This is a genomic window from Polynucleobacter sp. MWH-UH19D (assembly GCF_040409795.1).
Classification (GTDB): Bacteria; Pseudomonadota; Gammaproteobacteria; order Burkholderiales; family Burkholderiaceae; genus Polynucleobacter.
In genome coordinates, this window is the sequence record NZ_CP099571.1 from 1293672 (window position 1) to 1306959 (window position 13288).

Sequence of the window (13288 nt, forward strand, 5' to 3'; positions counted from 1 at the left end):
GCGCTTCCTCAAGAAAGCTCTTTAATTTCACCGAAAGAAGAGATCAAATAAGCCTTATTAGGTTTGTCCTTGCGGATTCGCGCTAACTCTTTCTGATAGTTTTGTAGCTGCTCGCGATATTTGACATACTTCTCGCTACCCGCCTCTGGAATGCTTAGCTTGTAATCCAAAATGGCAATGTGATCATCAAATTCAACCAATCGATCCATGCGATAACTCTTGCCTTCTTCGCTGGCGATATCCAACTCATTCCAAGCAGCAACCCACTGATCTGCTTTGAGGTAAGGCTTGAGCTCTTTAGCACTCATGACCTTTTCCACTCGCTCAATTAGTTTCTTGGCTTGCTCTTGATCCACTCCTAACCAATTCATCACCTCTTGTTCACTGGGTACGGGTGGTTTATTTGGAGTGTTGGAGTCTGGCACTAGGAACTCTAATAATTTATGGAAGTTTGTACCCTCTTCCAAAATTTCAGGGTCAGGCTGTTCCTGAGCTTGCTCTAATGATTTTGCGGCAAGCTCTTCTGCATACTTGCCATTTTCAATCTTGGAGAGAAGATCTTTGAAATCTGTTTTTGCTTGCTCCCATTCGATTTCAAAATGATCCATCGTGAATGGCAGACTGCCGAACTGCTCTTTAGTCTCGCTAGCCTGCTGAGCGACATCCTCAAGCTCAAGCGCATTTATATCCAAAGTAGGCACTCCTACAGCCAAGGCTCTGCCATACCATGATCGCTCTTTAATGCCAGTATTAGAGTTGGATGCAACGCCACTGATCCATAAGCCCTGCTTTGCCCTAGTCATTGCTACATATAGCAAATTCCAGTTTTCATTTTGGCTAACTTCTGCCTCTTTTTTAAATACTGCACTACGCTCACCCGTTAAGGTCTTAGAGGTATACAAGGATAAATGGCTTGGACTAGTATCTTCTGGCAACCAATCTAAAAGAACGCCACGATGGGGCGCCCTCCACTCCGTGTTGTTAGCATCAAGCATAAAGACAAATGGCGCCTCCAATCCTTTGGAGCCATGAATCGTCATTAAACGAACCCGTCGATGCTGATCCTCCTCAGACATCTCACTTTCTATATCGACCTCACCAATGTTATCGTCGATTTCCGATTCGGATTCCAACTCAACATCGCCTTCATCTGGAGTTTCATCATCATCGCCACGGCGCATGGCATTGATCTCATCAATAAACCTACTTAAGCTAGGGTAGCGACCACCGTCCTGATTCAAGGCAAGCTCTAAGAAGGCATCTAAATTAGCCAGCACTTGCGGGCGCGCTAAATTTTGGGAAGAAACCGCATACTTAATGCGTAAATCACTTTCGTGATAAATCAGATCCAGCAGATCATGAACTGGCAAAATCTCACCCAAGCTACGCCAGCGCTCTAGATATCGAGCCGCCTTCTGAATCATGGGGTTCTGACTTAGCTGCAGCGCATCCCACCAGCTTGGTAGCTCATCAACTACGCTCTTAGCAAGCTCTTGCATTTGTGCTTCAGTAAAGCCAAATATCGGACTACGCAATACTTGAGCTAAAGGTAGATCATGTCTTGGCGAGACGAGTACTGTTAGTAGCGCAATTAAGTCATCAACCTCTAGCGTATTGAGCAAGCCCCCTAATCGAGAGCTGTCATAAGCAAGACCTGCCTCACGTAAAGCCTTTTCGTATTGAGGTAAAAATTCACGGCGCTTAACCAATAAGATAAAGTCACTTCCCCTTGCTGGTCGCCAAATGGGTTTTCCATCCCTCTTATCCATTACTTGCCTTGTGCCTAACAAATAATGGATCAATTGACTGATAAGTTTACCCTCTTCGTAGCGCTGCTGAATAGCGGTGGTTTGCCCCGCATCCTCTATAGGACCTTCAAGTGCAGTGCCGCAACGCGTAGCAAGCACTGGCTCATCTCGAGCAATCAAAGGCAACAGATAGGCTTCACCCGTAGCTGAGTACTCATCCTTTGCTAGCCCATCGGATAGCGGCTTCCAAGCAGTAGTCTGCTTTGCGTAGCGATAACTCTCAGGCAAAGACCCCGCCAGGAAAATATTATTAACAGCATCATTAATGGCAGTTGCGTTACGTCTAGTCTCGTTTTGATAAAGAGGAATTGCCCCCAGCTTTTGAACCAAGAAATCGCGAGCGCTATCAAATAACCTAGGGTCAGCACGACGGAAACGATAAATCGACTGCTTGGGATCGCCAACAATAAAAATGCTTGGCATAGATTCGTCGCTACCATAACCTGCGAGCCATGAACGCAATATCTGCCATTGCAATGGATTTGTATCTTGAAACTCATCAATCAAAATATGTTTGTATCGAGCATCTAATCTTGCCTGTAAATATGCTGCGTTATCCGAGCTTGCCATTAGCTTGCTAACACCAATTTCCAGATCATCAAAGTCGCGTACACGCATTACCTCTTTGGTTTTTTCCATATGCGTGAGCATGGCCTTGCTCATCGCAAACCAAGCATCATTCAACTGATGAATCAAATGTTCGCTTTGCCAAATAAATAGGGCTTCATAGGTCTTGAGCCAATCATTACGAATTGCGGTAATTTCAGCAGGGTCTTGCCCAGTTTTCTCAAGATAGGCACGCATTGGCGCACTAATCTCTGCAATATCTTTTAAAGGGGTGCGCCTTTGAGTCAAGAAATAGCCTTCCCATTGATTGGCAATTTCCATAACCGGCTTACCTGCCGCATGATGAGCTATCACATCCAAGATAAATGGCGCTTTGTCTTTTTGAGTATTTGTGCCATTACTAAAGCACTTGTACATGAGTTCTAAATTGGCTTTTGTCTGTGGCTGCTTCCAAAATGCTTCTAGTGGATTTGCAGCACCTAAAGTTGACAGCAACTTGTTAAGACAATCAATAGGCTCAACACCTTGCGTATTGCAAGTATCTTGAAAAAATGTCCATGCGCCCCTTTGCTTGAACAAACTGTAATTGCCCATCAAGAATTTTTGGGTCTCAAACGCGCCGAACTCTTCCAATAAGACGTCGTAGTGTTCTTGCAAATCCTTTGGTAAATTTGCCCACCAGTCGGACATACACTCTTCCTGTAAACGCTTAGCGTCTTCACGCAAACGAAAGCCTGGCTGGACTTCAGCGGATACGGGAGCAGCATCTAAAAGTCGACCAAACCAGCCATGAAAGGTGTCAATTACCACTGCCTGAGGGCTTGCTAAGACCTTAAGATATAGCGAACGGGCATTTGGAAGCAATTGATTGGCGCCCTCTTTAGATACACCCCTCTGAACTAGTTGATCAACTAAAGCAACGTCATCCATGCTTGAGAACTCCTCTAACAATTGATAGAGGCGGTCGCGCATTTCTTGTGCAGCCTTGCGTGTAAATGTTAGGGCTAAAATTTCTTGTGGCTTTGCGCCCGCTAAAAGCAAGCGGATCATTCGAGAAACCAATAACCATGTTTTGCCGCTACCCGCACAGGCAGAGACAACCACCGATTTGCTAGGATCACAGGCAATTGCGCTGTCAAACTTTTCGCTCACCACATCCCCTTTCTGCAAACCCCTCGAGCATCGCAGTATTGGCAAACGCTGTCTGGTGCAAATGCTTGCATGGGTTTACGCGCCCATAGGTCATTTAAATCCTGAACAATCTGCACAGAAAATTCTTCCATCAGTCCTGGCATATCTTCAAGCTGGTGAGTGCGTCCATTCTTTTTCTCACCCTCGCCAATTTTTGCTTTCAAGCTGACCCACTCAGCCTGACCTATGGTTCGCCCCGGCAGTCTTGCGGCGACTGGATTTTCATCTACGCCGCGCGCATAAATTAATAACTGTGGATCATCCAGAATATTTTTTGCACGATCAGAAATCTTCTTCATGCTTTGATTTTTATAATCGATCACAGCCGCAATTGACTCATTAGATTGATGTATATCGAATCGATCGGCACGCCCTGCGATGCGAATCTCTCGTTCTACACCATCGGGATCTTTTAAGGTAATTGCAAAGCCTACTGGTAACTCAGCATCGTGATAGCGCCATCCTTCATTTTCACGTTTAATTTGCCAATCAATAAAGCTGGGTATTTGTTTTTGCCAATCTCGCAAGGTTCCCAAGATCTTCGCATCACCAGCAATTAACCTCTCAAACTCTTTTTCAGAAAATTGGGTTAGATGCTCGATCATCCATTGACGTCTCGCTTCGTCACCACTATGAATTAGTGAATGCGAATTTTTTTCTTCCGTTTTGAGGGCATGGAAAAAGTTTCTGAGTAAAGCATGCAGTGTTTGCCCTGCCAGTGAAGCATCAAAACCCTCTTCAAATTCTTTTGCCTTACGCAGTCCCAACAAACTACTCACATAGTAGCGATAAGGGCAATCGCGCAAAGCCTTGTAAGCGCTAGGTGAAATCGTTGTTGGGATAGGCAAATCATGATCTGGTTTACCGATGGCCATCTGAATCGGTTGAGACTGTCCCTCATAGGGCTTTAAGTTCGGCTCTAATATTTTTAATGCATTTTTACCTAACGCTACTTGCAGGCGAGCAATCCAAGCTGAAGACCTTAAAGGCTCACCACTCTTACTTTTGTTTTGCCATAACAAATCTACATTTGGACACGAAACCAATAGTTGAGAAAGATCTCTAGCTTGTTGAATATATTGCGCAGTAATCGTGGAAGACTTGAGATAACGATTTAAGGCATCAGAAAAAAATAATGGCGGCTCAGAGAATGCTGGCAACTGTTGCTCATCACAACCCACAAGCACTACTGCATCAAACTCACGCAGTCTTGTTGAGCTAAGCGGTAAAACACTTAAGGTTGCCTGCGAATCTTTGCCTGCCTCTTCATACGAAGACTCTTCAATTACGGTTTTCAGAAGACTCAGCCACTCGGGCAAACGCATCTTCAATTCACCATATGGACCTGCCCCAAGATCAAATTGCTTAAGGGCCTCTAGCAACTGCTTACCCGCAGCATCTTGCTCTAAGCGTCCAGCCATGCCCGTTATCTCCAACTGGGATTGCAACAGTTGATAGGCTTGCGCGCATGTAAAAACTGGGTTTTGCCACTGCCCATGCAACTGATTGACGAACCGAATTAAATCGATGAGCTGTTGATTGGGTGAACCTCCATGAGTTGTTGCATAGCTGTTTGCTTTTTCAATCGCAGCCATGAAAGTTTCCCAGCCGGATTTCGCTTGGCTAGCAACCAGAATATCTTCTAACTTCGCTAGCAGCCCCACACTAGATTCAGGGGTCTTGTGCAGGCTATGAGCAAGATCTAAATAGGGGTTTTGTAAAAACTCAAACAAAATGCTTGCACTCGGCCCCTCTTTGGGAGTGCGCACTAATTCTAGGAGGCTATCAAATGCAGCAGCTGCTCGAGTAGTGGATAACTTCCACCCAGTTTCGTCTCGTACTCGCAATGCATTGCCTAGACGACTTAATAATGCTCTGGCTCGGCGTGCAACTAAGCGATCTTGCGCTACTAATGCAATATTTTTCTTGCCCGAAATTAAATGAGACTCGACGGATTTCGTTGCAGCCCAGGCTAATTCTTCAAAACGCTTAGCAGAAATTAAACGCCAACCTTCGCGCACACTCGAATCGATATTGCGTTGTATCTGCCGCTCTTCTTTTGTATCAGGGCTAGCAACTTCTCCTAAGGCATTCTGACCCGTAAGCGCTTCCGACCACAAGGCTACGTTGGTCCAATCAAGAGAGGTGCGAACGACAGGCGCCCATTGAGCGTATTCCCCTAAGTAGCGATCAATCAGTTCTTGATCAATTGGCTTTGGATCTGCAGTTTGAACCCATATGAATGGGCGCGGACCGATATGGGTTAGCTTATGTGTTGCACTATCTTGTGCGGCTTGCAAGTGAACTGACATCGCGAGATGTTTACGAATGACTGGATCACCAGCATTGGTGAGGTAACGCCAAAAAGCGAGTAGCACCGCTGCCTCTTCATCAACGACATTTTTAGACAAGCCCACATAAGCTTTTGCTATAGCTTGATCTAAAACTTGCTCAACTTTCTTAAGCCATGCTTGAGTATCAAGTGCATGTGTCTGCAGCAAGCTATTGAATTCATCCTGTAGCTGCGGAACAACCAATTCTGACAATGCATCACAGGCTTGAATTACTGCTTGAGCAAGACCCCAAGCCCCAGCCTCACTCTCAGCCTTAAACCAAGCTTGTAGTGTTTTGTGTTTGCGTAAATTAATAAAAACCGATAGCCAACGCTCTAGGTCAGTCTGCTTTTTAGGAAACTTCCATGCACCTGGCGCCGCCTCTAACCAATCCGTAAAGCTAATGACCTGTGGCAAGAAAGCAATCTGAGGATCTAAGTGATTAGGTCGGTATTTTTCCAGTGCCGCTCTTATGCCAATCAAAGGGCCTGCAGTACTGAGCACCACAAGAGGGCGGGTTTTGGTTTGCACTGCACAATCCCAAATTCCGTTCGCCAACTGCTCAAGCGCAGTAGCATCAGGCGTTATAGCCCAAGCATGTACTTGTTTCTGCTTCGAAATCGGTGGAAATGGGTAGCGCATTAAATAGAGTTTTGAACTTGGGTTTATGACTTATTTTGAGTTTTGAGCAGAATGTTTCGCTTATTGCTAATATAAGCGTTGTAGCGCTATAACTAAATACATAACCAAATACGCCCAAATAAGGAATTTTCATGAGTGCCGGCATTAAATATGTAACTGACGCCTCTTTCGAACAAGACGTCCTCAAGTCTGATAAACCTGTTCTGCTCGACTTCTGGGCTGAGTGGTGTGGTCCTTGCAAAATGATTGGCCCTATCCTGGAAGAGCTTTCTGGTGAATATGGCGACAAGTTGCAAATCGCCAAAATGAACGTTGACGAGAACCAAGGCGTACCTGCCCAATTTAATATTCGCGGCATTCCAACCTTGATCCTATTCAAAAATGGCACCGTGGCTGCTCAAAAAGTAGGCGCTTTGGCCAAATCTCAGTTGACTGCTTTTATCGATAGTCATCTGTAAATAGTCCCACACCACAGGTTCATAGGCTGAGCCTGTGGTTTTAGTGTAGTATTTCGGTTATAACAGTTCAGCGCCTTTTTCAGTGCGCCCCGCTTCCCAGTAATTTATCTCCACCCGTTTTATATTTCCCCCTTCTTTTAGCAAAACTCAAATTCTGTTTTTCTACATCTGCACGATTTCATTCGACGCAGCCTAAGCTCAAAGTCAATTTATTTAATTTCTTTTTTTAACACCCGAGAACCACATGCAATTAACTGAACTCAAAGGCCTCCACGTATCCGCTTTGCTTGAAATGGCTGCTGGATTGGAAATTGAAAACACGCAGCGGATGCGCAAACAAGAATTGATGTTTGCAATTCTGAAGAAACGCGCTAAAGCTGGTGAAACTGTATACGGCGATGGCACCCTAGAAGTCTTGCCAGATGGCTTTGGATTCTTGCGTTCTCCAGAAGCCTCATACATGGCCTCTCCTGACGATATTTATATATCCCCTGCACAAATTCGTCGCTTTAACCTACACACTGGCGACAGCGTTGAAGGTGAAGTGAGAACGCCTAAAGATGGTGAGCGTTACTTTGCATTGGTGAAGGTCGACAAGATCAACGGTTTAGCTCCTGAAGCTCTCAAAAACCGCATCATGTTTGAAAACTTAACACCGCTTCACCCTAACCGCATTATCGGTTTAGAGCGTGACATCAAGGCTGAAGAGAATCTCACTGGTCGCATTATTGACATGATTTCTCCCATTGGTTACGGCCAGCGCGGTTTGATTGTGGCCTCACCAAAATCTGGTAAGACCGTAATGATGCAGCACATTGCACACGCAATCTCCGCAAACAATCCTGATGCAATTTTGATCGTATTGCTTGTTGACGAGCGCCCTGAAGAAGTTACTGAAATGCAACGCTCTGTTCGCGGTGAAGTAGTTGCTTCTACCTTTGATGAGCCTGCCGTACGTCACGTGCAAGTTGCCGAGATGGTAATTGAAAAAGCCAAACGTTTAGTAGAGATGGGCAAAGATGTGATCATCTTGCTTGACTCGATTACTCGTCTTGCACGCGCCTACAACACCGTTGTTCCTTCCTCAGGAAAAGTATTGTCTGGTGGTGTGGATGCAAACGCCCTGCAACGTCCAAAACGATTCTTTGGTGCGGCACGTAATATCGAAGAAGGCGGCTCTTTAACCATCATTGCAACCGCCTTGATTGAAACCGGTAGCCGTATGGATGATCTGATTTATGAAGAGTTCAAAGGCACTGGCAACATGGAAGTTCACCTTGAGCGTCGCTTGGCCGAGCGCCGTGTTTATCCTTCAATTAACCTCAATAAGTCTGGCACCCGTCGTGAAGAGCTCTTGGTTAAACCTGAGAACCTCCAGAAGATCTGGGTATTGCGCAAATTGCTGGCCGACATGGACGATATCGAGGCTATGAATTTCATCGTTGATAAGCTTAAGTCCACCAAAAACAATGGCGAATTCTTCGACCTGATGCGTCGCGGAGGCTAATTTAAGCCATCTTTGTGGTGGTTTTAGGTTTAAAAGGGGCTTTTTAGCCTCTTTTTACTTGGTCAGACAGCGCTTTCTTATTGATTTCATGGCATAATTTCGCTTTTGCTGCACCTTAACTGCTTTTAACTTGGGAAAGTATTTAAGTTCATGAACTTAAACGGCTACCCGCTGATAGGACCTCATATGAAACCTGGCATTCACCCCGAATATCGCGAAATCGTCTTTTTGGACGTTTCCAATAACTTCAGCTTTAAGACTCGCTCCACAATGGCTACTAAAGAGACCATTAAGTGGGAAGATGGCAATGAATATCCATTGGCCAAGATCGAGACTTCCTCTGAATCACACCCTTTCTACACTGGCACCCAAAAAATCATGGATACCGCTGGTCGTGTTGAGAAATTCCGTCAGAAGTTCGGTAGCAAAGCGGTTGCTAAAGCTACTGGTGATGGCGCTGCTAAAACAGCTGAGAAAAAAGCTGCTGCAGCAGAAGCAAAAGCTGCTGAGAAGTCATCTAAGAAGAAGGCTTAATACACCTCCTCATCGCAGGGTATGGCAATGCCTTTCTCTGCGAGATAATCAAGGCAGCGTTTGCTGCCTTTTTTATTTTTCCGTAGTTTGCTTTTGCATTTTGTTTTATTAATTTGCTGTATTGATACTGTTTCACCCGATTAGAGTTCATGGTCAAACTAACCGCCGCCGCTACTAGATCAATTCCGCGCATTATTATTTTTGCGCTGACACTGGTTTATGGATTTGCTGGCCTCTTTTTTCGTGATCCCTGGAAAAATGAGGATGCAATTGGGTTTGGTGGCATGTGGACTTTGTTTCGCGGCAACTCTCTTGACTGGGTTGTTCCACATCTTGCTGGTCGCGATGTTTCATTGGGGGCGCCACTACCCTATTGGATGGGTGCCACACTCATTAAATTATTTAGTCAATTTATTGGCGCAGCCAATGCAGCGCGCTTGTACTCAGCGATTTGCTTTTTCGCTGCAGCACTTGCCATTTGGTACGCCACCTATCTACTTGGTCGTCGTCGTGAAGTGCAACCCATGGCATTAGCCGTTGGTGGTCAGCCAGACATGAAGAGCTACGGCATGACCCTGGCCGATGGCGCATTGCTCATCTTCTTAGCTTGCGTTGGTCTTGCGCAGCGCGCTCATGAAACAACGCCGATGATGGCGCAATTGATGGGTATCAGCATTGTCTTATATGGCACCGTGCGCGGTCTTGATAAACCATGGCAAGGTGGCTTATGGACTGGCTTAGGCATTGCGATCGTCGCACTCTCCAGCAATCTCACCTTAAGTTTGATCGTTGTTACATCCACCATCATTGCAGTGATTGCGAGCAATGCAAAGTTACGTTTTCGCTGGACACTCACTAGTACCGCATTGGGTCTCATTGGTTTTGCACTCTGGCCTATCATTTGGTATCTAGCTGATCTTCCTTCTGAATGGCGTCACATTGCAGAAGAAGGTTGGCGCAATGCACCTGAGATGCGCTCAAGACCTTCCATCGAATCCCTAGGTTTTTTAAGTGTGAACTTCTGGGCATATGCATGGCCCGTATGGCCTCTCGCAGTGATTTCCTTAGCGCACTGGGGACGTGTTAAAGCAGCAGGCGCATGGCGCGCACCCCATCTATGCATTCCACTCAGCATATTTATTGGCAGCTTAATTTACGTATTGTTTCGACTTGAGGCAAATGAGCACGACCTCATGATCATGATCCCGAGCCTATCAATTATTGCGGCATTTAGCTTACCCATCTTAAAGCGTAGTGTCATTAGCTTCATTGATTGGTTCGCAATGTTTAGCTTTACCTTAATCGCTTTGGCTATTTGGATCATTTGGCTTGCAAAAGTCACGGGCTTCCCAGAATCTACCGCTACGAATATCACGCGACTCCTTCCTGGTTTTGAAAGTCAATTTAATTGGCTCGCATTTATAGTGGCCTTGGCCATTACTGGCGTCTGGCTCTCGGTAGTCCGCTGGAGGACCTCTCGCGCCCCTAAAGAAATCTGGCGCTGTCTGATTATTTCTGCATCTGGCACTACATTGATGTGGGTTTTATTAATGACCTTATGGTTACCAACCATCAATTACGCCAAGACCTATCGACAAGTCTCTGCTCGCTTAGTACAAGTAGTACCCTCTGGTGGTGGGTGTATCGATACCACCAATATTGGCCCCGCCCAACTTGCATCATTTGATTACTTCACCAAACTCGCTTTGCGTGATGATCCTAATTGCCCATGGATGCTCACTCATAATCAATCTGAAGCGCAAGCCTATGCTCAACTCAATAATAAAAAATTGCATTTGTTATGGGAAGATCGTCGTGCCGCAGACAGGGATGAGCGCCTACGTCTATATGAAGTGATTCCGGAGTAATCGTTGCTGCACTTTAAGGTATCGCGCCTACGCGAGGACATCCCCGCTCTATTAAAACTCGCTGGTCCACTACTCATTGGTCAATTAGCCGTAATTGCATTTGGTGTTTTAGATACCGCTATGACTGCGCGTTACTCTGCTGATGACTTAGCAGCACTAGCAATGGCATCGGCGATATTTATTAGCATCTATGTAGGCCTAACAGGCGTTGTCTCAGCGCTTGCTCCAATTGCTGGACAACTATTTGGCGCCAAACGTCATCAAGAGATTGGTGAAGAGGTGCGCCAAGCCACTTGGCTTGCTATGGGCTTAACTATTATTGGTTGTTTGATTTTGCTCAATGCAGATCAACTGCTAGCAATCTCACAAGTAGCGCCCGATATCGAAGCAAAAGCCAAGCTCTATCTAAACATTTTGGCCATTGGTTTACCTGCCAGCATGGGCATGCGCGTTTTAATGGCTTTACATAACGCAGTTTCTCGCCCAACTGTAATTACTGTCGTGCAATTGATTGGCTTAGCCCTCAAGCTACCATTAAATCTTCTCTTCATTTATGGAGGCTTCGGCATTGCAGGCATGGGCGGACCCGGATGTGCAGTAGCAACAGTCATCATCAACTGGTCTTGGCTATTAATGACCCTAGGCTTTGTGCTCTACGATCGCTTTTATCGACCCTTTCAGATTTTTGCGCACTTTAGCATGCCCGATTGGCATCGCATTTGGACTCTATTGAAGTTGGGGACTCCGATCGGATTTAGCTACCTCATTGAGGTCACATCATTCACCTTCATGTCCCTATTTATTGCGCGCTTAGGAACTACAGCCTTAGCGGGCCATCAAATCGTCGCTAATATGGGGACAGTTATTTATATGGTTCCGCTCTCATTGTCGATTGCAACCATGACTTTGGTGTCTCAATCCATTGGCGCCGACCAACCAGAACGCGCTGAGGAGATTGGCTGGTCATCGGTATTTTTCACTACTGGCACCTGTATTTTGATTGGGGTTGCAGTTTGGTTTTTTCGTATGCAGTTACTGGATTTATACGATCCACCGGAAGCGGTCAGAGTATTTTCGATTCCACTTTTTTTATTTATCGCCTTTTATCAAGTCTTTGATGCTTTACAAGTAACGGCGGCTTTTATTCTGCGCGCATATCGCATTGCGTTTTGGCCCATGGTGATCTACGCAGGTTCGCTGTGGGGCGTTGGGCTTGGTGGCGGATATCTAATGGGCTTTAATGTTCTAGGATTTACACCAGAATTTTTGCAAGGTGCCAATGGATTTTGGGCTGGCAACAGCATCAGCCTAGGACTAGCTGCCTGCTTGTTACTCTATCTATTTAGAAAAACGGCGGAACGTTATGAAAAAACGCATCCGCCTGTTGAGGTTTAAGTTAAATTAACTTACTAGCGATAGCTAGGACCCGATACGGGCGATGGGTAACTGGGTACTTGATTACCTTTGGAATACATGCACTGCTGATAAGCAATGTTGTACTGTGTCTGTGCTTGATTCTGCTTACCAGCAGAGTTCATCGCACCCATAGCAGCTCCGCCCAATAGGCCAACGCCTGCACCAGTACCAATATTTTGACTGCTGCCACCCTGAATTACTGCGCCTGCAGCAGCGCCAAGAGCAGCACCAATTGCAGCACTAGTAGCTCCTTCTTTTAAGGCGGCATTACTAGTGTCTTTTACTGCATTCGCAGCAAAATCACGACATACTTGATCTTCTTGCTGGAATACTTCAAATGGCTTTCCTTCACGCGGCATAATCGCAATAGTTGGTCCAGTTGGCGCAGAAACGCACGCACTCAAAACACCAGTAGCAACAGTAAGCAAAATAGCTACGCGAGTCATTCTTGTCATATATTGGTAAATCCTAAATTAATTAAAAGTTGTTGTTGATACTTTTTGTCTTGCCATTAATTTTGCGAGCGTGCATGAGGCGCACTACTTGTTGGCGGCGTTGCAGCTTGAGTCTGCCAACCAGTTGGGCACTCTTGAGCATATGGATAATATTTGCCACTTGCAGCGCAGTAATACCAAACTGCAGGTTGTGGTTGCGCAGCCAAAACAACTGGTTGCGACGGTGGCGCATAAGTAATGACAGGGGGTGGCGCATACACAACTGGCGGAGCATAATATCCCGCATAAGGTCCGTAATAACCGCCAGCATATCCCCAATTACCTCGCCATCCTGGGCCCCAGCCATGGCCCCAGCCAGGTCCATAAGCTACAGGACGCCAACCGCCATAACCACCTCCAACAGAAACATTCCAAGCGACATTACCAGCTTGAGCTTGCACTGATGAGCATGCTAAAACGGAAGCCAAAATTAGGCCTAAGACACTGAATTTATTGACTTGTTTCATGGT

General features: G+C 45.8%; 9 protein-coding genes. 5 read left to right on the forward strand and 4 right to left on the reverse strand.

Annotation, left to right across the window (positions count from 1 at the left end):
- Positions 1 to 8: 8 nt before the first annotated feature.
- Positions 9 to 3527 carry a UvrD-helicase domain-containing protein gene (locus tag NHB34_RS06540; RefSeq protein ID WP_353426838.1) on the reverse strand — a complete coding sequence of 1173 codons (3519 nt, stop codon included), beginning with the start codon at positions 3525 to 3527 and terminating at the stop codon, positions 9 to 11.
- Positions 3524 to 6541: a PD-(D/E)XK nuclease family protein gene (locus tag NHB34_RS06545; RefSeq protein WP_353426839.1), complete on the reverse strand. Its 3018-nt coding sequence runs from the start codon at positions 6539 to 6541 to the stop codon at positions 3524 to 3526. Before NHB34_RS06545 ends, NHB34_RS06540 begins: the two co-directional genes overlap by 4 nt.
- 131 nt (positions 6542 to 6672) lie before the next feature.
- On the opposite strand from NHB34_RS06545, the gene trxA reads away from it, so the two are divergent.
- The 5 genes from trxA (at position 6673) to NHB34_RS06570 (ending at position 12303) form a co-directional block, all read left to right on the forward strand.
- Entirely contained in the window at positions 6673 to 6999 is a 327-nt protein-coding gene (gene trxA, locus NHB34_RS06550; protein ID WP_068948270.1) for a thioredoxin TrxA, read from the forward strand.
- Between the two features lie 244 nt (positions 7000 to 7243).
- On the forward strand, positions 7244 to 8506 hold the full coding sequence (gene rho / locus NHB34_RS06555) for a transcription termination factor Rho (protein WP_173956026.1): 1263 nt from the start codon (positions 7244 to 7246) through the stop codon (positions 8504 to 8506).
- A 186-nt stretch (positions 8507 to 8692) separates the two neighbouring features.
- Positions 8693 to 9040, forward strand: coding sequence for a type B 50S ribosomal protein L31 (locus NHB34_RS06560; protein ID WP_353426841.1), 348 nt, complete (start codon positions 8693 to 8695; stop codon positions 9038 to 9040).
- 149 nt (positions 9041 to 9189) lie between these two features.
- A complete protein-coding gene (locus NHB34_RS06565) occupies positions 9190 to 10908 on the forward strand; it encodes a hypothetical protein (protein WP_353426842.1) in 1719 nt (572 codons plus the stop codon).
- Between the two features lie 3 nt (positions 10909 to 10911).
- Positions 10912 to 12303 carry an MATE family efflux transporter gene (locus tag NHB34_RS06570; protein WP_353426843.1) on the forward strand — a complete coding sequence of 464 codons (1392 nt, stop codon included), beginning with the start codon at positions 10912 to 10914 and terminating at the stop codon, positions 12301 to 12303.
- A gap of 14 nt (positions 12304 to 12317) precedes the next feature.
- Here the strand turns inward: NHB34_RS06570 and NHB34_RS06575 are convergent, their stop codons facing one another.
- Both NHB34_RS06575 and NHB34_RS06580 read right to left on the reverse strand, forming a co-directional pair.
- Positions 12318 to 12779: a glycine zipper family protein gene (locus tag NHB34_RS06575; protein WP_353426844.1), complete on the reverse strand. Its 462-nt coding sequence runs from the start codon at positions 12777 to 12779 to the stop codon at positions 12318 to 12320.
- 56 nt (positions 12780 to 12835) lie between these two features.
- Positions 12836 to 13285, reverse strand: coding sequence for a hypothetical protein (locus NHB34_RS06580; RefSeq protein WP_353426845.1), 450 nt, complete (start codon positions 13283 to 13285; stop codon positions 12836 to 12838).
- Between the last annotated feature and the right edge of the window lie 3 nt (positions 13286 to 13288).